General features: G+C 53.8%; 17 protein-coding genes and 1 riboswitch. Of the genes, 6 read left to right on the top strand and 11 right to left on the bottom strand.

Annotated elements, in window-relative coordinates:
* Positions 1–3: 3 nt before the first annotated feature.
* Positions 4–852 carry an AraC family transcriptional regulator gene (locus tag NW211_RS03530; protein ID WP_258326945.1) on the top strand — a complete coding sequence of 283 codons (849 nt, stop codon included), beginning with the start codon at positions 4–6 and terminating at the stop codon, positions 850–852.
* Between the two features lie 97 nt (positions 853–949).
* Positions 950–3,631: a 4-alpha-glucanotransferase gene (locus NW211_RS03525; RefSeq protein ID WP_258326944.1), complete on the top strand. Its 2,682-nt coding sequence runs from the start codon at positions 950–952 to the stop codon at positions 3,629–3,631.
* A 141-nt stretch (positions 3,632–3,772) separates the two neighbouring features.
* Here NW211_RS03525 and cysK read toward each other — a convergent pair whose 3' ends face one another.
* The 4 genes from cysK to NW211_RS03505 all read right to left on the bottom strand — a co-directional run bounded on the left by cysK (position 3,773) and on the right by NW211_RS03505 (position 8,267).
* On the bottom strand, positions 3,773–4,720 hold the full coding sequence (gene cysK / locus NW211_RS03520; protein ID WP_087407599.1) for a cysteine synthase A: 948 nt from the start codon (positions 4,718–4,720) through the stop codon (positions 3,773–3,775).
* Positions 4,721–4,767: 47 nt separating this feature from the next.
* A complete protein-coding gene (gene nfo / locus NW211_RS03515) occupies positions 4,768–5,616 on the bottom strand; it encodes a deoxyribonuclease IV (protein ID WP_258326943.1) in 849 nt (282 codons plus the stop codon).
* A gap of 312 nt (positions 5,617–5,928) precedes the next feature.
* Entirely contained in the window at positions 5,929–7,506 is a 1,578-nt protein-coding gene (locus NW211_RS03510; protein ID WP_258326942.1) for an arylsulfatase, read from the bottom strand.
* 185 nt (positions 7,507–7,691) lie between these two features.
* Positions 7,692–8,267 (bottom strand): HdeD family acid-resistance protein, encoded by a 576-nt coding sequence (locus NW211_RS03505; protein WP_258326941.1) that lies wholly within the window; start codon positions 8,265–8,267, stop codon positions 7,692–7,694.
* A 132-nt stretch (positions 8,268–8,399) separates the two neighbouring features.
* Between NW211_RS03505 and NW211_RS03500 the strand changes: the two genes are divergently transcribed.
* Entirely contained in the window at positions 8,400–9,236 is an 837-nt protein-coding gene (locus NW211_RS03500; RefSeq protein WP_087407595.1) for an AraC family transcriptional regulator, read from the top strand.
* Between the two features lie 81 nt (positions 9,237–9,317).
* On the opposite strand, the gene ftsH is transcribed toward NW211_RS03500, so the two are convergent.
* The 7 genes from ftsH to NW211_RS03465 form a co-directional block, all read right to left on the bottom strand.
* Positions 9,318–11,174 (bottom strand): ATP-dependent zinc metalloprotease FtsH, encoded by a 1,857-nt coding sequence (gene ftsH, locus NW211_RS03495; protein ID WP_258326940.1) that lies wholly within the window; start codon positions 11,172–11,174, stop codon positions 9,318–9,320.
* Between the two features lie 373 nt (positions 11,175–11,547).
* Positions 11,548–13,824, bottom strand: coding sequence for an outer membrane beta-barrel family protein (locus tag NW211_RS03490; RefSeq protein ID WP_258326939.1), 2,277 nt, complete (start codon positions 13,822–13,824; stop codon positions 11,548–11,550).
* 43 nt (positions 13,825–13,867) lie between these two features.
* Positions 13,868–15,433 carry a sulfatase gene (locus NW211_RS03485; protein WP_258326938.1) on the bottom strand — a complete coding sequence of 522 codons (1,566 nt, stop codon included), beginning with the start codon at positions 15,431–15,433 and terminating at the stop codon, positions 13,868–13,870.
* 169 nt (positions 15,434–15,602) lie between these two features.
* Positions 15,603–16,124 carry a threonine/serine exporter family protein gene (locus NW211_RS03480; protein WP_258326937.1) on the bottom strand — a complete coding sequence of 174 codons (522 nt, stop codon included), beginning with the start codon at positions 16,122–16,124 and terminating at the stop codon, positions 15,603–15,605.
* Positions 16,121–16,888 (bottom strand): threonine/serine exporter ThrE family protein, encoded by a 768-nt coding sequence (locus NW211_RS03475; RefSeq protein WP_258326936.1) that lies wholly within the window; start codon positions 16,886–16,888, stop codon positions 16,121–16,123. Before NW211_RS03475 ends, NW211_RS03480 begins: the two co-directional genes overlap by 4 nt.
* A gap of 376 nt (positions 16,889–17,264) precedes the next feature.
* A complete protein-coding gene (locus tag NW211_RS03470; RefSeq protein ID WP_258326935.1) occupies positions 17,265–18,356 on the bottom strand; it encodes a hypothetical protein in 1,092 nt (363 codons plus the stop codon).
* Between the two features lie 140 nt (positions 18,357–18,496).
* Positions 18,497–18,702: riboswitch (cobalamin riboswitch) on the bottom strand.
* 91 nt (positions 18,703–18,793) lie between these two features.
* Positions 18,794–20,170 (bottom strand): alkaline phosphatase, encoded by a 1,377-nt coding sequence (locus NW211_RS03465; protein WP_258326934.1) that lies wholly within the window; start codon positions 20,168–20,170, stop codon positions 18,794–18,796.
* Positions 20,171–20,376: 206 nt separating this feature from the next.
* On the opposite strand from NW211_RS03465, the gene NW211_RS03460 reads away from it, so the two are divergent.
* From NW211_RS03460 to NW211_RS03450, 3 genes are all read left to right on the top strand, one after another.
* A complete protein-coding gene (locus NW211_RS03460; RefSeq protein WP_258326933.1) occupies positions 20,377–20,955 on the top strand; it encodes a hypothetical protein in 579 nt (192 codons plus the stop codon).
* Between the two features lie 398 nt (positions 20,956–21,353).
* On the top strand, positions 21,354–21,731 hold the full coding sequence (locus NW211_RS03455) for a hypothetical protein (RefSeq protein WP_258326932.1): 378 nt from the start codon (positions 21,354–21,356) through the stop codon (positions 21,729–21,731).
* Positions 21,728–22,132, top strand: coding sequence for a hypothetical protein (locus tag NW211_RS03450; protein ID WP_258326931.1), 405 nt, complete (start codon positions 21,728–21,730; stop codon positions 22,130–22,132). Before NW211_RS03455 ends, NW211_RS03450 begins: the two co-directional genes overlap by 4 nt.
* Positions 22,133–22,250: the final 118 nt, after the last annotated feature.

The raw sequence follows: 22,250 nt of genomic DNA, 5'->3' as shown, positions 1-22,250 counted from the left end.
TACATGAAAGAAACGATAGACCATCTGATTAACTACGGTAATATCCTGCTGAGTTGCAGCATCCCCCACGACATGCACCTGGAGCATCGCATGCCTGCCCACTCCATTATCTTCGTGCGCTCCGGCAAGCTGGTTATCGAGGGGCGGGAGACGACCGACGAGGTCATGGCCGACAACTTCGTGTTTGTCCGCCGCGACTGCTCGGTCAACGTCACCAAGGTGCCGCTCGACGGGCATCCCTACCGGGGTATCAATTTCTCTCTGCCCCGCAAGGAGCTGAAGGAGTATTACAACCGGGTGGCTGCCACCTGCAAGCGGCTGCATGGCCTCGGCCCGATAGGAAAGACGGTGAATGTGCTGCCCCGGACGGTTGCCTTGAAGAGCCTCTTCGACTCGTTTCTGCCCTATACCGATAGCGGTGAAACGCCTGCCGACGAGTGGTTGCGGCTGAAGGTGCACGAGGCCGTGATGTGCCTGCTCGCCATAGACGACCGTTTCTATCCGACCCTGTTCGACTTCAACGAGGCGTGGAAGATAGACCTGATGGATTTCATGGAGAGCAACTATACCGAAGACCTTACGCTGGACGAGTTTGCCTCCTACACCGGGCGGAGCCTGGCCACCTTCAAGCGCGATTTTGCCAAAATCAGCACCCTGTCGCCGCAACGCTGGATTACGGAGCGGCGGCTCGAGGAGGCCCGGCGGCTGCTTCTCGAAGGGGGCGTATCGGCACAGGATGTCTGTTATCGGGTCGGGTTCAAGAACCGGTCGCACTTCTCACAAGCCTTCAAGAAGCAGTATGGCTATTCGCCCCTGCATTGCCTGAAACAGAATCGGGAAGATTCATTTTAAATCAAAAACTTTTCGCGAAAAAGGGGGACGACGGGTATCGGTTTCTGTATAAAGTTTTCTATCTTTATGACTCCAATTTTTAACAAAGAGGATTGTCATGAAAATAACATTTGAGATATACTACCACACCCGTTGGGGCGAGTCGCTCATGCTTTCGGGCGAGACCGAGCAACTGGGCTCGGGCGACGAGAGCCGGGCCGTGGTGATGGATTGCCGCGGCGGCGACCTGTGGAGCTACACCATCGAGGTGCCCGCGACGATAGACGCCTTTGAGTATCGCTATCTGGTCAAGTCGGGCGACTCGGTGCGCCGGGAGTGGAACCGTCCGCACCGCTTCGTGCCGGGGCAGAAGGCCACCGAATATCGGTTGCTCGACCGCTGGCGCGACACTCCCGCCGACCTGCCGTTCTACTCTTCGGCATTTACCCAGGGCATCTTTTTCCGTCAGCATCCCCAGCCGCAACCCGGGGTACCGGCGGCCGGTACGGTGACGTTCAAAATCTTCGCTCCGCAGCTGCGCCCCGACGAGCAGTTGCTTCTGGTGGGCAGTGTGCCGGCTCTGGGCAACTGGGAGCCGAGCCAGGCTCCGGCGCTCGACGATACCGACTTTCCCGAATGGCATCTTACCCTCGATGCGGCTCAACTGGGCCCCTCCTTTGAATACAAGTTTGTGGTGGTGCGCACGCAGCAGCGCGAAGTCGTGGCGTGGGAGACGGGTGCGAACAGGGTATATACCGATTCGGAGCTCTCGCCTTCGACGGCGGTCGTTGTGTCGGGGTTGCTCTTCAACGGGCCCGAACGTCCCTGGAAAGGGGCTGGTACGGCCATCCCGGTATTCTCATTGCGTACCGATTACGGTTTCGGTACGGGCGAGTTCCTCGACCTGAAATATCTGGTCGACTGGGCGCTGCGCACGGGGCAATCGTTTATCCAGCTGCTCCCGGTCAACGATACCACCCTGACGGGTAGTTGGTGCGACTCCTATCCCTATAACGCCAACTCGACCTTTGCCCTGCACCCGCAGTATCTGCGCCTCTCGGAGGTGGGCCGGTTGAGCGATGAGGCCCGGCAGGCCCAGTTCGACGCCTTGCAGCGGGAGCTGAACATGCAGCCCGATGTCGACTACGAGCGGGTGAACCGCGCCAAGATGGAGTACCTGAACCTGCTCTTCGACGAGCAGGGCGACGACACCCTGTCGAGCGAGGGGTTCAAGCAGTTTTTCAAGGAGAACAAGTTCTGGTTGCAGCCCTATGCCGCCTTCAGCAGCTTGCGCGACCGTTTCAAGACGGCCAACTTCACCCGTTGGGGCGAGTTTGCCAGCTACGACGAGTCGATGATTGCCGACTACTGTGCCGTGTGGAGCCCGTGGTACCGTTCGGTTGCCCTCTACTACTACATACAGTATCACCTGCACCTGCAGCTCTCCGAGGTGCGCGACTATGCTCACCGGGCCGGAGTGGTGCTGAAGGGCGACATCCCCATCGGCATCAGCCGCACCAGTGTCGACGCGTGGGTCAACCCCGATCTCTTCCGCATGAATTGTCAGGCGGGTGCTCCCCCCGACGACTTCTCGATCGAGGGGCAGAACTGGGGATTCCCCACCTACGACTGGGAGGTGATGGCGCGCGACGGCTATGCCTGGTGGAAAGCCCGCTTGCGTCACATGTCGCGTTATTTCGATGCCTACCGCATCGACCACATCCTGGGTTTCTTCCGCATCTGGGAGATTCCGCTCGATGCCGTTCACGGTCTGCTGGGCCACTTCCACTCGGCCATGCCGCTCTCGCCCGACGAGCTGGCGCAGAAGGGATTCCGGTTCGATGCTTCGTGGCAGACGGTCCCCTATGTGCGGGAAGAGTCGTTGCACGACATCTTCGGGGCCTATACCGACGAGGTGAAGACGCGCTTCCTGGTCGACAAGGGGAACGGCCGCTGGGACCTGAATGTGATGATGGATACCCAGCGCAAGGTGGTCGACTATTTTTCGGGGGCCGACGACGAGATGAACGTACTGATTCGCGATGGCCTGTTGAAGCTGCTCGACGAGGTGCTCTTCCTCGAAGACCCCGACCAGCCGGGATACTATCACCCCCGCATTATGGGCAACCGCACCCAGGCCTACCAGGCTCTCGACGATGAGCAGAAGGCCTGCTTCGACCGCCTTTACGAAGATTTCTTTTACTGGCGTCACAACGATTTCTGGAAAGCCGAAGCCCTGCGCAAACTGCCCGTGCTCGTAGCCTCGACCGATATGCTGGTTTGCGGCGAAGACCTGGGTATGATACCCGGCTGTGTGCCCGAGGTGATGAAGCAGTTGCAGATTCTCTCGCTCGAGATACAGCGCATGCCCAAGGAGTGGAACTGCGAGTTTGGCGACGTGAGCCGCTATCCCGTGCGGTCGGTATGTACCACCTCGACCCACGACATGTCGGGCATCAGAGGGTGGTGGCAGGAGGATCCTGCGCGCACGCAGCGCTACTTCAACGAGGTGCTGGGCGAGTCGGGCCAGGCACCCGCTACCTGCGAGCCTTGGATTTGCGAGCGCATGGTCGAGCTGACGCTCTCGGCTCCCTCGATGCTGGCTATTCTGCCCTTGCAGGACTGGCTCTCGATCGATGGCCGCCTGCGCCGCAAGAACCCCGACGAGGAGCGCATCAACATACCCGCATGCCCGCACTACTATTGGCGTTACCGCATGCATCTCTCGCTCGAGCAACTTTTGGCCGAGGGGGTATTCAACACCCGTTTGCAGGAGATGATTGCCCGTAGCGGGAGATAGCCCGGGGCAGAGCGCTTGCGCAACGATACAGGAAAGAGATAAGAAAAGGCCATGGCAATGCTCGGTAATCGAGTGCGCCATGGCCTCTCTGTTTCTTATGTTCTTATGGGTAGCCCGGGTTGCCCCGGACAACCGCCGGGATTAGAGCTTGTACCCCTCGAAGTCGTAGAGTACGGTCGAGAGGTAGCGTTCGCCCGTGTCGGGCAGCAGCACCACAATCTTCTTGCCTCGGTTCTCGGGGCGTTGGGCCAGTTGGGTAGCGGCCCATGCGGCAGCCCCCGACGAGATACCCACCAGCATCCCCTCGGTCGAGGTGAGCTCGCGGCTGGTGCGGATGGCGTCGTCGTCGGTCACGGCGATAACCTCGTCGACTACCGAAGCGTCGTAGGTCTTGGGCACGAATCCGGCACCGATGCCTTGCAGCTTGTGCGGCCCGGGTTTACCGCCCGACAGAACAGGCGAGCCGGCCGGCTCTACCCCCACGATGCGGATGGCCGGGTTGTGGCTCTTCAGCCCCCGGCCCACGCCGCTCACCGTGCCGCCGGTGCCTACGCCAGCCACGAATATGTCCACCTCGCCGTCGGTATCGCGCCATATCTCTTCGGCCGTCGTCTTTACGTGGGCAGCCGGGTTGGCGGGGTTTTCGAACTGTTGCAGAATCACGCTGCCCTCGATGCGCTCGTTCAGCTCCTGTGCCTTCTTGATGGCACCCGTCATCCCTTCGGCTCCCGGGGTGAGTACCAGTTCGGCCCCCAGGGCTTTGAGCAGATTGCGACGCTCGAGGCTCATGGTCTCGGGCATGGTGAGGATGAGGTGGTACCCCCGGGCCGCAGCCACGAAGGCCAGCCCCACGCCGGTGTTGCCGCTCGTGGGTTCGATGAGGGTGGCATGCGGTTTCAGTATGCCCCGCTGTTCGGCATCGTTGATCATCGAGAGGGCTACCCGGTCTTTCACGCTGCCGGCCGGGTTGAAATACTCCAGTTTGGCAATGACCGTAGCCTCCAACCCGTGTGTGCGGTTGTAGTTCGAGAGCTCCAGCAGCGGAGTGTTCCCAATCAGGTCGGTCAGACTTTTAGCTATCTTTTTCATTGTTCAAGTCGTTTTTGTAGTTCTACAATCAGATAGGGGGCTGCACGTTATCGGGCGGCAGCCAGTTCGTAAAGACGGGCAATCTCCTGCGGCCAGAGGCTCTCGTCGGGCGTCTCGAGAATGAGGGGGATGTTGTCGAAACGCGGGTCCTGCATCAGCCGCTCGAAGAAGCCGATGCCCAGCACGCCGGCCCCCAGACTGTCGTGGCGGTCGACGCGCGAGTTCAATCCCTTTTTGGCATCGTTCAGGTGCATGCCCCGCAGATAGTTGAACCCGATTATCCGGTCAAACTCTTTCCACGTCTGCTCATACCCCTCGGGTGTAGCCAGGTCGTAGCCGCCGGCAAAGGCGTGGCACGAGTCGATGCACACCCCCACGCGGCTCTTGTCCTCCACCTGGTCGATGATGGCAGCCAGATGTTCGAAGCGGAACCCCACGTTGCTGCCCTGTCCGGCCGTATTCTCGATGACGGCCGTTACCCCCTGCGTCTTTTCGAGCGTCAGGTTTATCGACTCGGCGATGCGCGAGAGGCACTCGTCGATCGAAATCTCCTTCAGGTGGCTGCCCGGGTGGAAGTTCAGCAGCTTCAGCCCCAACTGTTCGCAGCGCTGCATCTCGTCGAGAAAAGCCTTCCGGCTCTTCTCCAGCCCCTCGGCCTGCGGGTGTCCCAGGTTGATGAGGTAGCTGTCGTGAGGCAGGATGTGTTCGGGGGCAAAACCATATTGTGCGCAGTTCTCGCGGAACTGTTGTATACTCTTCTCCGACAAGGGTGCCGACTGCCATTGCCGTTGATTCTTGGTAAAGAGAGCGAAAGCCTTCGCTCCGATGGCGTGTGCGTTTACCGGGGCGTTCTCCACGCCACCCGAAGCACTTACATGAGCTCCAATGTATTTCATATCGTTGTCTGTTTCGTTTTTTTATCTGTACAAATATAGTGAAAGGCGAGAGCAGAGACAAAGGAAAACACAGTTTTCAACTTTGACAGTGCCGAGCCGCCTCCTGTATTCTGGAAATATAGTGAAAGGCGAGAGCAGAGACAAAGGAAAACACAGTTTTCAACTTTGACAGTGCCGAGCCGCCTCCTGTATTCTGGAAATATAGTGAAAGGCGAGAGCAGAGGCAAAGGAAAACACAGTTTTCAACTTTGACAGTGCCGAGCCGCCTCTCCCCGAAAAAGAAGGAGACCATTCGGAGCAGCCAACTGGAGTCTACTCTTCGCGACCGCTTTGGTCGTCATTTAGATTTTTGTAGAAGTCGATGCGTTCGTGCCACGGTTTATCCTCCAGGGGGAGGACCAGGTGTGTTTCGGCCCAACGATTCCATTCGTTTTCCAGCGACTTTACCTTTTCGGGGAAACGGGTGGAGAGGTTGTGTTGTTCGAACGGATCGGCATCGAGATCAATCAACTCCCAAGGTTCGTTCCGGTTGTTTCGTACCAGTTTCCAATGTCCCGATATGACGGCACACGAACTTTGATGTTCGAAAAACAGGGTGCGCGGTTGTATCTCTTTTCCCTCGATAGCCGGCAGCAGGCTGATACCCGGCAGTTGGGCATGGTCGAATTGTCGGCTGGGATAGATGGCCGAGGCCAAATCCATACAGGTAGGCAGAAGGTCGATGATGTGAGCCGGTTGTCGACAGATGCCACCCTTTACGGGGTTCTTGTCGGTATCGCCAAACGTGAAAATAAAGGGGGTACTTGTCCCTCCCTGATAGCACCATTGCTTGTAACTGCGGTAAGGCGTGTTGGAGAGATCGGCCATCAGCTGTCCCAGATAGCCGCCCTCCAGGGTCGCACCGTTGTCGCTAAGGAACAGGAATACGGTATTTTCCAGGGTCCCTTTTTCACGGAACGCTTCGACAATCTGGCCTATACCGTCGTCCATGATTTCAATCATGGCTGCATAGGTGGCCATATCCTGTATCCATTGTCGGCGTTGATCCTCGCTCAGCTCCTCCCAGGAGGGGCGTTTACCGCCGAACTCTCGGTCGTATTCCGGCAACTCCATATCCGATGGAACGAGCCCCATGGCCTTTTGTTTCTCGAATCGCTGCCGGCGCAAAACATCGTAGCCTGCCCGGTAGCGCTCCATACACTTCTCTACCCGGTCGGCCGGAGCTTGCAAGGGGAGGTGCGGTGCATAGTAGGCAACATACAGAAACATGGGAATCTGGGCTGGATGCTGGCGGATAAAGCTGGTAGCCGAGTCTGATATGGCTGTGGTATAGTAATAGTCGTCGGGGAAGTCGGTAACTGGAGTCAAGTCGTTATATACCGGCGTGGGAGAGTAGTAACTGCCTCCTCCCGAGAGGCAACCGTAATAGCGGTCGAATCCGCGTTGCACGGGATAGCTGCCGTTGGGGGCATCGAAGGCTCCGTCGACCGTCACATGCCATTTGCCGCTCATGTATGTGCCGTAGCCGTTGGCTTTCATCACCTCGGCTATGGTAGGATACTCTTTCGAGATCTGACCTCTGTATCCGGGACGATGTTCGTCGACGGCTGTCATCCATCCCATGCCGGCCTGATGTTGATAGCGGCCCGTCAGAAGCGAGGCCCGAGAGGGGCAGCTTCGCCCCGTGTTCTTAAATTGGCTGAAACGCATGCCTTGGCTGGCGAGGCTGTCTATGTGCGGTGTTTGTATTTCGCTCCCGTAACAACCTAAATCGGAAAATCCCATATCGTCGCACATGATCAATACGATATTGGGGGCGGTTGTCTCCTGGGCAGTGACAGAAAAGCTGGCCGGGCCCAGCACAAGAGGAACGAAAAGCAGACGTTTCATATACAATTTTATGAGGCGTGAGTAAAACAGGTACTAAAGATAGTACAATTTTCTCATTGCATCGACGAATATCGGCTATCTTTTTTGTACAAAAAGAGGCTATGACGATGAGTTTCGTATCGTCATAACCTCTTTCGTAGAGAGCCGTTGTTGCATAACGGCATATTCAAAGGATGATAGAGAGCCTATTCTTCTTGCAGGGCGCGATTGAAGCTGTGCATCTTAAATGCCAATACGATACGGAATATTCCATACAGAATGAACGATACCCCGATGTAGACGAGAATAAACAGTCCGCCAAAGATAGGTGTGGTGAGGAAGAGGAACGAGCAGATCAGGCTCAGTATGTTGCAGGCCAGCAGCCACCCCCAACCTTTTATAGGCAGGCGGGCAAGTTCGCACGACTCGCAGATGCCGATAATCGAGTGGAACAGCATCCAGAATCCGAATACGTAGACGATAGAGGTTGTCACAAGTACCAGAGGCAGCATGTAGAGCCATACTCCCAGTAAGAGTTCTATGATACCGCGGGCCAGGTCCCAACCCCAATAGTCGTTCCACTTACGGTTTGTAAAGGCCGATGCAATATTGAAGATACCCCCGACAATAAGGATGGCAACGAAAAAGAGGGTGAGTACGGCCAGCGAATCGATAGGGGTGGAAAAACAAAGGATACCACCGACAATACTCAGTATACCTGCCAGCAGGGATATCCACCAGTATTTGAAGGGCTTTTGATGTAAACGCATTTCATTTAACATAGGACTTTGTTTTTTAGAATTAACGGCGATAAAGATAGACGGGATAGGTTGCATTCTTATTATCATTGTAGTTCTAAAAATGTGCATTATTTCTTATTTTTGTCGTAGAAATTTAGAAACTGGGCGGTCGGTATGGACGAAAGAATATTGAATCACGAGGGCGAATTTGCATTCAAGGAGTTGACCGAGGTGCTTGGACGCGATTTTCAGGGACAGTCGTTTATCTCCGAGGGTTTCATATTTAACCTTTGCACCAGCGGGTCGATGAAGATACGGCTCAATTACAGTGAGTATGAGGTTTCGACCAAAGATCTGTTGGTCGTTACGCCGAAGCAGATATTCTCGGTGTTGCATTATTCGCCCGATTTCGAGGCGAAGGTCCTGTTTATTTCGCTCGATTTTGTCCGTCATATCCCTGTGACCCCCGATTTCGATTGGCTGAAGAATATAAATTCGTGGCCCTACGTATCGCTGAGCGACGAGAAGGTAAAAGACCTGGTCGAGCTCTATGCAATGATCGAGCGGTATAACGATGGAGCAGGGATGTCGGAAAAGATTAGAACTTCGTTGGTCCTGTCGTTGCTGTTGATTGTGGCATCGACATTTGAAAATTCGGCGAGGGTCGACAATCTGTCATGCTCGCGGGCCGAGTCTATCACGAGGCGTTTTTTCGATTTGCTGCTGCAACACTTCGAGCGTGAACGTACCGTTGCGTTCTATGCCGGTGAATTGTGCGTAACCCCCAAATACCTGTCGGGGGCTGTAAAGTCGATTACCCACTATTCGGTACAGACGTGGATTAACGAGGCTGTGCTTTTCGAAGCCAAGCGGGCGTTACGGGCTACCGATTTGACGGTACAGCAGATTTCTGAAAAGTTGCATTTCCCTAATGCTTCTTCCTTTGTCCGGTTTTTCAGGACTCATATCGGCGTCTCTCCGTTGCGCTACCGTCGTATGAAGGAGGAATAAAGAAAAGGCGAAACCGATTCGGAGAAAAATCTCCATACGGTTTCGCCCGGTCGAATATGAAACGCAATAACAGTCTGTCTTTTAATCTTTGGCGGTGCACTCTTCGACAATCTTCATGAACTCGTCGCCGGTGATAGTCTCCCGTTCGGTCAGGTAGGCTGCGGCCCGGTGCATGATTTCGGTGTGGCTCTTGATCATCTCCTTGGCTTTCTCGTGAGCTGAGGTGATGAGGTGCAATACCTCTTTGTCTATGTCGGCGGCCGTGCTGGGCGAACAGATGAGCGAGTTGTCTCCGCCCAGATAAGCGTTGCTGGTCGTTTCGAGTTCCATCATGTCGTAGCGGTCGCTCATGCCGTAGCGGGTCACCATGGCACGGGCCAGTTTGGTGGCCTGTTCGATGTCGTTCGAGGCTCCGGTAGTGACGATACCGAACATCACCTCCTCGGCCGAGCGTCCGCCCGTGAGGGTGACGATGCGGTTGAAGAGGTCTTCGCGGCTCAAGAGCGACTGCTCCCCGCGGTCGACCTGCATGGTGTAGCCCAAAGCACCCGAGGTACGGGGGATAATGGTGATTTTGTGTATCGGGGCCGAGTGGGTCTGCAAGGCGGCCACCAGAGCGTGCCCTATTTCGTGATAGGCGACAATCTTCTTCTCGTCGTCCGACAGGATTTTGTTTTTCTTTTGAGCACCGGCAATGACGGTTTCGACACTCTCTTCCAGGTCGGCCGTGGTAATTTGCTTGCGTCCCATGCGTACGGCCCGCAGGGCGGCTTCGTTTACGATGTTGGCCAGTTCGGCACCCGACGAGCCGGCGGTGGCACGGGCCACCAGGTCGACGTCGATATTGCCGTGGCGTACTTTTTTCAAATGAACCTCGAGAATGGCTTTCCGTCCCTCCAGATCGGGGAGTTCCATCTGTACCCGGCGGTCGAACCGGCCCGGTCGCAGCAACGCTTTGTCCAAGCTGTCGGGGCGGTTGGTGGCGGCCAGTATCACCACACCTTTGCGGCCGTCGAAGCCATCCATCTCGGTGAGCAGCTGGTTCAGGGTCTGTTCCCGTTCGTCGTTGCCGCCCAGTCCGGTGTCGCGGCGTTTGCCTATGGCATCGATTTCGTCGATGAAGATGATGCAGGGGGCTTTCTCACCGGCCTGTTTGAAGAGGTCGCGCACCTTGGCTGCACCCATACCGACGAACATCTGTACAAACTCCGAACCCGATATGGCAAAGAAGGGCACCTTGGCCTCGCCGGCTACGGCTCGGGCGATAAGGGTTTTGCCGGTTCCCGGAGGGCCTACCAGCAGGGCTCCCTTGGGCAGGGTGGCTCCAATCTCGGCATATTTCCCGGGGTTGTGCAGAAAGTCTACGATTTCGGCCAACATCTCCTTGGCTTCCTCCTGTCCGGCCACATCGGCAAAGGTGGTCTTGATGTCCGACTCGGCATAGATTTTGGCACCGCTATTACCGAATGACATGAAGTTACCGCCCGATTTCATCCGGTTCTGGAGACTCTTTCCGATTTGTCTCCAGAGAATATAGAAGAGCAGACCCGGCAGAATCCACATCAACAGGAAATCGAGCAGGGGTGAGTTTTCGCGAGGAACGATTTGGGTAAATTCTATTTTGCCGTTGTCGTTGGGACTGCTGGCATGCAGCAGTCGGTCTACCAGTTGGGGGTCGTTGGCTTCGCCGGTTTGGTAGGTTATCTCTTTGTCTTTTTCTTGAGTTATGAAGTAGATTTGATTGCTCTTGATAGCGACCTCTTTTACCAGACCGCTGTCTACTTTTTCGACAAAAGTGCCGTAGTCGGTTGTGACAATTCGGTTTCCCGACAGACTGGGCATAATCAATCCGTTCAGCAGTAAGAGGATTAAAATACTCCCTAAAAAACCGGTGTAGGGATTGACCCGTTTGGGGGGGTGATTTTGTTCTTTTTTCATACGATGCTTTTCTTGGGTGCGAAAGTCGTTATTTTTGTTCCATTATTCGTTATCGAATAGTCTGAAAAAGTGTGCAATATTTCCTCAATGCAGATGGTTGCCCCACTTGCATGATTGGGAACTGTATGGAAAAAGAACCGCGAGGAGTCGTTGCCTTGTTTCGAGACGTCGGGGTAGGGGCAGGCCTCGCCCGTATTAGCAGCGAGTCGTTTGTCGATTGTGTTCTTACCCGCATCGAAAAGGTAACCCCGTTTTCGCGATTGACGGGTAGTGGGGTCAATGTCGAACCCGACGGTGTGATGGAATCGCGGGCTCCACAAATTCATGGAATTACACAGATACCGGATATTGGGCCAGACTGTCATAGATACCGCTAATGTCCGAAACGAGAAGAGTCCACCTCTCTCTTTTCCTTGGTGATACTTCCGCCAAAGCGGTACACCAGTTTTACGGAAACCGTGCGGCTGTATTGTCCCATATTCAAGTCGATGTGTTGCCCGGCATAGCGGTTTTTCACCTTCATGCGCATGGTATCGAACAGGTCGGAGCAGTTCAGGCTCAGACTGGCTTTATCCTTCAGGAAGTTCCATTGGGCACCCACATTGACCATAAAGACCGGTTTCGTATCGCTGATACCGGAAATCATGCTTGAGCGGTACATCGCGTCCAAGTCGAAACCCAGTTGGGACCCTACCGAGAAATGGTTCTGCATGGACAGCATGCAGGCCCATTTGTTCCGGTCGAAGGGAATATCCCAGAAGTGGTCACAGCGGTTGCGGTCATTGACCACGGTGGCATTTACCTGCGAGGAGAGCCAGTTCCCGATGCTGAACGGAATGTTGGCACTCATGCCGAAGGACTGGTAGTAGTTCCAGTTTTGCGTGCGGTACACAAGAGCCAGACGGTCTTTCGCCTGATACATCTCCATCGTGAAATAATCGTCGATGCGCTCATAAAACAGCGACAGCATATACTTCTGCAGGAAGAGGTAGTTGGCATTCACGCTATACACATTGGCAGGTCGCAGCCCTTCGATAGTCTGAATCTCTTCGTAGGCATTCATGTAGGTGGTGCTGGTCTGCATGTCCCAATAAGTGGGGTAGTCCTTTTCCGACGAAACGCCCAGCATGAAGGTGTGCTTTTCCGACGGCGAATAGCTGAGACTGGCCTGCGGATAGAGCGACCACTTGTGATAGTTCCCGATGGAGTAATACTCGCCGGTTGCCGAGAGCGAAAGGTACAAACCGTTTGCAAACTCCTTGTCGAAGCCGGCATACAAGTTGGCTATCTGCTCGTAAAGGCGCGAGGTGGAGTTGTCCACATTGTCCTTTCCTTCCGTCTGATTGAAGAGCTGACTGTTTCGGTTGTCGGTATAGTCATATCGGACACCGTACTTCAAGGTCCAGTCGTTGGCCAGGCTGTGGCTCTGGTCGGCATATACCGAGACCTTGCGTATCTTCTGGTCCGAAGTATAGTCAAGCAGTTGGCGCGTATGGTCTGTCAGTTCGCTCTCCAGGTGGTTGTAGTCGTTCATCGAATAGTCCGTATAGTCCACGCCGAGGTCCAGCCCGAAGCCCGAGGAGTAGCGGGCAAAGACATTGTGCAGCCAGCTGTCCTGCACCTTGTCGTTGTGGCTGTTCTGAAAATTCCCGTTCACATCGATGGTCCCCTTGCCGTTGCCCGACAGGGCACCGTTGTATCCCACACTCAGCGCATTATCCTCGTTTATCTGATAGCCATACTCGGCATAGATGTTATGCTTCCACCCCTTCGTGTTGATTTTCTGCCGCTGCGTGATGTCATATACTTGCCCGTCATACTGGTGCATGGAGGCCAGATCCATCACGGTCATGATGTGCGAATAGCCGGGGTTGTATGAGACATTCAGCGACGACTTGCCTTTTGTCAACAGAAAGTTTACATTGCCGCTGTAACTGCCGAAATACTGGTTGCTGTAAGTCGCCGAGAGTTCGCTTTGGAGCGTATTGTCGGCAGCCTTGGCCGTCACGATATTGATGGCGGCACCGCGCACATGATATTCGGGCGGCGTGTTATACATCACTTCGGCCGTCTGAACCTGCGAGGCAGAGGTATTCTTCAACATTTCAATCAGCTGTTCCTGGGTCAGGGTACTGGCCTTGCCGTTGAGGATTACCGTCACATCTTTTGCCCCGATCAGTGAGAGCTTGCCGCTCCGGTCCTGTACTCCCGGCAGCTTGCAGATAGCCTCGTAAGCATTGTTGACGATATGCTTTTTTGAGATGGCCGAAATATCATAACTCAGTTTACCCTGTTCCACGGTTACCAAAGGGCGTTCTCCCTCGACAACCACTTCGGCCAGGCTATGCTCTTTCGGCTCCAGTACGATGATGCCGGCGTCACGCGTCTGACCCTTTACCACCTGGGACTGATAAAACAGATGCTGGACGATGAGCAGATAGCGGTCTGCCATGGGTTCAAGGCTGAATGTACCGTCGGCTGCAGAGATGGCTGCGCCCAGGTAGGTCGAATCGGGCAGCTGCATGACGACGGTTGCACCCTCCACCGGCTGCCGGTCGGTATCTACTATTTTTCCTGTTGTTTGACTCCAGACAGGGATTGAACTGCAAATGAGAATAATCAGGCAGAATGCTGTCTTTATGAGATTCATAATGTCCTATTGTATCGTATGTAATCACATGTCACCAAGTGATTTATTTCGAGCCGTCGGGGTAGGGGCAGGCTTCGCCCGTAGCGATGTAGGTCGGGCGTTGGGCGTCGGTCGATTTCAGGTAGTCGGTCAGTTCCCGGGCCAGAGCTTCGGCAATTGCGGGTTGCTCGAGAGCCAGGTCGTGCTGCTCGCCTATATCTGCACGCACGTTGTAGAGGCGGCGTTGCTGCGTTTCCCAATGGTAGATGAGGTGATAGTCGCCTTTCAGAATCGACGAGTAGGCTCCGTAGCCCTCCTCGGTATTCTGGGTTTCGCCCCATAGGTTGGGGAAGTGCCACACGATGCTGCGCTCGTGACGGGTCGAAGGGTTGCGCAACACGTCGGCAAAGCTCACGCCGTCGGTCGTCTGTACGGTCGAGTACTCCTTCACACCGGCCATCTCGAGAATCGTGGGGAAGAAGTCCTCGATCATTACCCGTTGGTCGCACACGCTGCCGGCCTTGGTCACGCCGGGCCAGTAGACCATCATCGGCTCGCGCACGCCACCCATGAAGGCCGACCCCTTGCCGGCACGTGCCGGGTAGTTCTGGTCGCGGTTTTCACGGCCTTGGCGTACGTTGTTCAGCCCCTGTCCGCCGTTGTCCGACATGAAGAGGACGATGGTATTGGCTGCCACCTCGGGCTGGCTTTCGAGAAAGTCGAGCAGGTCGCCCAGGCTCTTGTCCATGCCCTCGACCAGTGCGGCATATCGGGCCTCGTTTTCGTTGAGGGGGGCATCGAGTTGGATATCGTAGCGGTTGCGGTAGTAGTCGCTGAATCGGGCATCGTCGTCGTAGGGCGAGTGCACGGCATAGTGCGACATGTAGAGGTAGAAAGGTTGCTGCCGGCTTATCGGCTGTTTCAGGGCCTCGATGGCTTCGCGTGTGAGTGCTTCGGTGAGGAATATATTCTGCCCGTGGTATTTCTCCAGGCCCAACACTTCGAAGGGCGAGCCTTGGCCGAAGTTACGCGTGCCCAGATAGCTGCCCGGTGCCCCGTTGGCCCCGCCGCCGATGTTCACGTCGAAACCCATGGTCGAGGGGTCGGCCCCCGATGTACCCTTGGCGCCGAAGTGCGCCTTGCCGCAGTGTATCGTGTAGTAGCCGTTCTGGTGCAGAATCTGGGGGAACGAGGTGATACGGGTCGAGTTTTTCAGGTCGGCGGTCAGGGTCGTGTGTGCCGGTTGTATGCCGTTGTAGTTCCACTCGGGCAGTTGAATCACGTCGCTCGAGGCGTCGGTCTTCTGGTCGTAGTTCAGGGTCCAGTTGGTCACCCGGTGACGGGCCGCATTCATGCCCGACATCAGGCTGCACCGCGTGGGCGACGAGATGGCACAGGCGTAAGCCTCGGTAAACTTCACCCCCATGTGGGCCAACCGCTCCATGTTGGGGGTACGGTAGCGGTTGTTCAGGGGAGTTGACTCGGAGTAAAACGGAACCGATGTATCTTGCCAGCCCATATCGTCGACCAGAAACAGAACGATGTTGGGCTGTTGTTGTGCTTGTATGAGACCGGTGCCGGCAAGCGAAGCCAGCAGCAGGGTGCTTTTCAGGAAAAAATTCTTTTTCATGTTGTGCTTGGTATTATATGAGTTTTCTCGGGAAGACCGAAAATGGTTACAATGATAACGAAAATCTCGATTATTCAGGACTCTCGCTCCATAAAACATGTTAATGCCCACTCCTCGAGCGGTGGACCGAAGGGGGAGCGGGCATTTGTATCGTGTCGTATCGGGCGGGTCAGGCTTGCCGCTTCGGGCGGTTGGCTGCGCGGGTCATGCTGAAGGCCCGTTTGTAAAATATGAATATGGGTATGGTGGCACCTACACCCAGCGAGAAGAGTACCGAGGCTGTGGTGATTCCGTTCTTGAAAATCTCGAGCAGGTAGTGTATGGCCTCGTTGTCGTTCCCGCTGCTTTGCAGGAATCGAATGAGCGAGAATACCGTGCGGTAGGCATACATACCGGGAATCATCGGGAGCAGGGCCGGTATGTACAGTACCGTGGCCGGGCAGAAGATGCGGTATCCGGCAGCCAGGCTGAGCATACCTATCGAGAAGGCAGCGATAAACGAGGCCGAAGCCAGGTCGAGGCCTGCATATTTCAGCAGTACGAACCGGATGCTGTGACCTACGGCCGCCAGTAATGCTGCATACAGAATGGCCCGGCGGGGCGGGTTGGAGATAACGGCGAAGCCTATGGCTGCAATGGCAGCTCCGATGGCGTCGGCAATGACCGAGCCTAATATTTGCCAGTCGATCATAACAGTTTCCCTCCCATCATTAAAAGAGTGATACCCATACCGAAGGCGATGCAGACAATCAACAGCAGGGCGTTGATGAGTCGGGCGGTGCCGGCCAGCACATGACCTTCGATAATATCGATAATCCCGTTAATCAAGGGGACGCCCGGTATGAGGTAGAGCACGCTGGCACCGATAGCGATGTCGGGGGTGGTGCCCCAGTGCTGCCACATGGTAATCGAGGCGATGAGCGATGCGACAAATGCCGATATGGTGAATACGAAATAGTGGTTGAAGTGCAATATTTGTTTGATGCGGAATCCCACGAGCGTAGCCACAAATACGGCGGCTACCGCTATCCAGTCGCCGTTGAAGAGCCGGCAGAACGAAGCATTGGCAAAGCCCACCAGAATCCACACCGTCCACGGGTTCATGCGAGGTTTGCTCGTGATGGCGTGGAATTTCTCCCACAGCGTGTCGAGCGGGAGGTGGTTGTCGTAGGCTTCCCAGCTGAGGGCGCTCAATTCGGAGTTGAATTCAAAATTGATTGCCCCCGATTTCGCGGTACTCACCGTGCTGTATACGTGGGCGTTGTCCTTGCTTCGCAAGGTCATGCTGATGGTTTTGTGAAAGAGTGTCATGTGGGCTTCGAACCCAAACGACTCGGCTATACGGGCCGTGTTGCGCACAATACGCGAGGTATGTACGCCCGATGCCATCAAACAGGTCGCATATTCCGTGAGGAATTGCGATACCGATTTCAGTTCTTCGTGTACGTTGTTCACCTTATTGTAGTATTGACCAATGTTTCAGCGTGCAAAGATAGTGAAAGGCGAGAGCAGTGGCAAATGGAAAACGAAGTTTTCGACATTTGACAGAGCCGAGCCGCCTCCTTTCTTCTGGAAAGATAGTGAAAGGCGAATACAAAAAAGCCAAACTTGTTTGAGATTTTTTGTTAAGCCGCATCTATCTTCGTATAACAAAGACAGTGAAAGGCGAGAGCAGTGGCAAGTGGAAAACGAAGTTTTCGACATTTGACGGTGCCCGGGCCGCCCATTCTCTTCTTTCAAGATAGAGATTGGAAAGAGAGAACCGATAGCCGGTGCATGTTGACCGCATCGACTATCGGCTCACAGGTCGGGAGTAGTCGAGGCGAACGATTTATTCGCCCCAAACGCTCTTCGCAATATTTTTCATCGTTACGATTTTGCTCCACATCATCTGTTCCGAGACGATGCTGTTGCCCTCGTTGTCGCGGAAGTCGCCCTGGCTGCTCAGGTGGAGCGACTCGAGCGGGAGCAGACGAGCTGCATTCTCGATGTGCAGCGTGATGCTGCTGGTCGATATGGGTTGCAGGCTCGAGGTCGAAATCAATCCCAGAATCACCTCTTTGCCCTGGCAGTAGTTGAGCATGGAGAGGTCGATGTTCTCGTTTTCGCGGTCGCCGAAGTCGAGTGCAATGGCATCGGCCTGGGTCGAGAGCAGCAGCTCGGCCGTCTTCTCCTTGTCGCCCACGCGCCACCACTTCTCGTGGAACTGCAGCGAGATGCACATGTCGTCGGGTTTCTGAGCCAGACAAGCCTCGGTGAGTTTGGCCGAGGTAGCCACCAGCGAAAGCAGGTCGATGTGTGCGGCCTGGGCCACCTGCTCGAGGTCGCTGTTGCCGGCCAGGTTCCAGGCGTAGTCGCTCAGTTGCAGGAATCGGCACCCCATGTCGTAAAACTCGTTGATGACCGTCTGGTAAGTTTGGGCGATGTCGTGCACGAGCAAATCCATATCGGGGTAGTAGCGCCCGGTATTGTAGCGGTTCTCGGGGCGGAGCAGCTCGGCCAGCAGTGTAGCAGGCGAGGGGAGCAGCACCTTGGCATACATGTCGCCCCCGATGATACCCGTCAGGTAGGTGAAGCGCTGGGTCACCTTCGGCGTGGAGGGGTAGGCGTTGTCAAATCCGATTTTGCCCGAGATAACCGACTCCTTCACCTCTTCGGGTTGAGCCGGTTCCTGTTTCGTGATATTCTCCAAGTGGTGGAAAAAGTCGAGATAGTTGGTCGACTTGTAGTCGCCGTCGGTTACACACTTCAGCCCTATCTCTTTGCACTTCTCGACAATGCGATAAATCTCTTTATCTTCGATTTCGTGCAGCTTGGCCGAACTCCACACCCCGTCGTGATACAGTTTGCGGGCTTCGACGAGGGGCTCGGAGTATACGAAGCTCCCCGTTATATCTACACTAAAAGGAATTTTTCTTGCCATAATCTTTTCTTTTTTAGTTAAATACTGAATGGCGGAATAGAGTCGCCCACGCGACGCCTACTCCTATTGCTCAAGCAAAAAATCTCTTTTTTCCGAAAAATTTTCTTTCGACCGGCGGCTCGGTCCACGGAGCCGGCAACAGTTGTTTCTACGCAATCGGCAGGTCTTCTGACTTGTCTCCCTCTCAGACGCCTTCCCAATCGAGTCTGGATTAGTGGCATTGCAGTATTTGTCTGAAAACTCATACGAAACTCACAGCAGCGGGCCTGTTCGGGATTTGCACCCGATTCCCTTTTCATTGCCTCGGCCGAATCGGGCGGGGCAAACCGATTACGGGGGACAAAGTTATATCCTTTGTCCTAATTTTACAATGTTTTTCTAAAAAAATCTTACACAAAAGAGACTGTGTCTTTTGTATTCCGCTGAAGATTAGCTATTTATTCATATCCGAAAATCTCGGAAACGATTCGGGGAATATCGGTGTTGTCGATGGTTCCGCCAAACTTTTCGGCACCCGCTCCTATGGCATAGAGGGGCACATAGCCGGCCGTGTGCGAGCCGCAGGTCCAGGCGATGCGGGCTATCTCGTTGATGATTTGTTTGGCCGTTTCGGTCATCGGTTCGTTGGCCTCGTAGAGCGACTGTACCAATGTGTCCGAGGGGTTGAGCAAGGTCTCCTCGTATACCCGTTTGAGGCGGGCCTCCTGTTCGGCCGTAAGGGTGAGGTGCGACCAGAAGCCGAAGGCCTGCGACAGAGCCGTTTTCACCCTCTCCCACGAAACCGGTTCTCCAGCCCGTCGCCAGTCGGCAATCTGCCGGGTGAAGGTCGAGCCGCTCATCGTCTGGTACTGGAGCGCCTGCAGGTTGAGGGCATATTCGCCCGTGCCCAGTACCACACCACCCGTTTCGTGGTCGGCCGTAACAATGATAAGGGTTTCGTCGGGGTGAGCCCGGTAAAAGTCACAGGCAATCTGTACCGACTCCTCCAGGTCTTTCACCTCGCGCAGGTCGGTAGCCCCGTCGCGCGTGTGTCCCGCCCAATCGATCTGAGCCCCCTCGATCATCAGGAAGAAGCCCCGCTCGTTGCGCGACAGGAAATCCACGGCGCAGCGGGTGAGGTCGGCCAGCCGCATGTCGCCGGGCCGGCGGTCTATGGCATAGGTGATGCTTCGCTCGGGAAACAGCACCATCTTCCCGGCCTTCTGGGCCTTGCGTTGGTAATCGTCTACACTGGTAGCCAGCACATATCCCCGCTTGGGCAGCAGGTCGTAGAGCGACTCCCTGCCGGGGAGCGACGGTTGCTTGAATCGGTTGCCGGCGTAGAAGTCGAACCCCGTCGCCAGCAGGTCGAGCCCCACCTCGTAGCGGTTGTTGCGGTTCCCCTGGTGGGCATAGAAGGCCCCCGGCGTGGCATCGTCGATTTCGCTGCTGGTCACGATACCCACAGCTGCCCCCTGCTGTTGAGCCTTCACCGCTATGCTGTATACCGGTACACTGTCGGCATCGACCCCCACCATCTTGTTCCGGGTCTTCACTCCGCAAGCCAGAGCCGTGCCCGCCGCAGCCGAGTCGGTAATGTCGCTGCTGGCCGAGCCGGTATTCACGAAAGCCGAGTGGGGGAATTGCGAGAAGAGCAGCCGCTCCGGTCCTTGCCGGCCGGCCAGCTCGCCATAAAAGAGTTCGGTAGCATTCACCTCGTTCACACCCATGCCGTCGCCGATGATGTAAAACACATACTTGGGCCCGGCAGCCTGTGCCGCCCACACGGTGGCCATCGCCAGCCCCAAGAGCAGGGGAAACCATCTTCTTGTCATACCTGTCGCGTTTATGGATGGAGGTTGCAGATACCCCCGCCCGTTTCACTCCAGCAAAAGTAGCGAAAGCCCCCGTCTCCCGCTTGGCCGATTCTGTGAAATCTCTGTGACAATGGTGTTTCAAATTGAAAAATCGTGAAGAGGATATGCAATTTTGTCCGGGGGAAAAATTAACTTTGACCCTTGTTGATTTTAATTCTCATTCTATGAAAAAGACATTGATTCTTTCGATTATGGTGCTGGCTTGTTTGATGGCCAAGGCACAAGAAAATTCGTCTCGTGGTTATCGCGGATATGCCGATTTGGGTTATACTATCGGAGTCGGTTATTACGATTTGAACAGTTTCGAAATCAGTACGACTCATGGATACCAGCTTTCATCCTATTTCTTTATCGGGGCCGGTGTCGGATTCCATTTCATGCAAGAGTATAAAACTCCCGATATGAATATCCCGATGGATATTCGTGACAGTAAAGTGAGCATTCCCTTTTATGTCGATTTCCGAGGTACATTTGGGAAGAGGAGAGTCGCTCCGTTTGTCGATTTGAAACTGGGCTATTTCGTGACTAACGGCGATGCTTTTTATTCCCATATCTCGGCCGGCGTCCGCATCCGGACAGTAGAGAAACAAGCGGTTACCATAGGAATCGGCGGTAGTTATGAGAGCCTTCGATTCGAGACTTTCGACCAATTTGTAAGTCCGGGACTTAATATGGATTATTCTCGAACTCCTCAAAATTATTATCTGGATGGGGTTGCCATTAAGGTAGGTTATGAATTTTGATGACCCGTTTCGGGGAAGATAAAATTGTAATTTCCTTTGTCCTCCTGTCGGGGTACCCCCGCATCGGTGCGCGGCGAGAAAAACAAATGGAGAATACACATTTTATATTAAAATATTTTAGTACATTTGTACCGAGCCGAGAAATATCGGTTCAATTGATTTGAAATAATATAGCTCAGTCGCCTCTGAATCACCACCTCGGAAATGAACGAGCTAGTTTACACACATTGAGGAGTTCCATATTGGCGCGGACTTCTCGCTTAGTGTGTAATGGCTTGTGGTGAGCCAAGAGGCGTAGGCGGATAGTCTGCGCTTTTCTTTTTTTAGTTAAACGTATGACGACGCCCGGTATTTGGCGATTTGTATTAACTATATGTTTAACTAAAAATGTTCTTGAAATGAAAAAAGAATTTCTGTCTATTTTGATGATTCCGTTATTGCTCTCTTCATGTTGTTCTATTTTTACAAGTTCAAAGCAGACGATTACATTTGTGGGTAAAGAGGGTACCAGAATTTATGATAATGGTGTAAAAATTGCAACTATTGGAGAGAGTGGGGAAACGAGTGTTCGTATTCGTAAAAAATTATCTTCGAAAGAACTTATTGCAAAAAAGGAAGGATATAGACCTACTCCTTTAATATTGGAATCTACATTTAATCCTATTGCTTGTATAAATCTACTGAATGTGTTGGCGTGGGGAATAGATTTGGGAACACAAAAAGCATGCAAATGGGAGAATACTTATTTTGAAATTGATATGGAGGAGAAAGAATGAAAAGACTATTTAGAATCCTGTTCTGTATAACTGTTTTAATTCCTCTGTTTTCTTGTTCAAATGTTGAGGACTCTTTTGATTATCCGATTGAAATTCTTTACGGGAAGTGGAAAGGAACTGCTGTTTATTACAAAGGTGAATGGGTAGATATATCAAGTGTGGCTTATGAAGAGCTATCTTTTTCTATAGAGTTTTATGAAGATGGAACGTATTATGGAGAAGGTGCTTTTGGAAATGGATATGGTACCTATGAAGCCATTGGTGAAAATATAATTACTTATGTTGATGGGAAGAAATATTTTACATATCATGTAAAGTCTTTATCTTCTTTCTATGCAGAAGTTACAATGTATTATAAAAATGGAGATGGTATGGATTTAAGAGTGAAAAAGGTATTTTGAAATAGTTATACTTTAACTTATGCTTAACAGCAGTTATATATAATTCTATCACATAAAATTATATATTAACTGCTGTAATCTTTTTCCTTAATTGAATCTGAGTTTTTAATTAGTGAAG

Origin of the sequence: Barnesiella sp. ET7, assembly GCF_024733785.1 — a bacterium.
Taxonomy (GTDB): domain Bacteria; phylum Bacteroidota; class Bacteroidia; order Bacteroidales; family Barnesiellaceae; genus Barnesiella; species Barnesiella merdigallinarum.
Note: the sequence above shows the minus strand (reverse complement) of the source record. Positions and strands in the feature narration are given on the sequence as shown.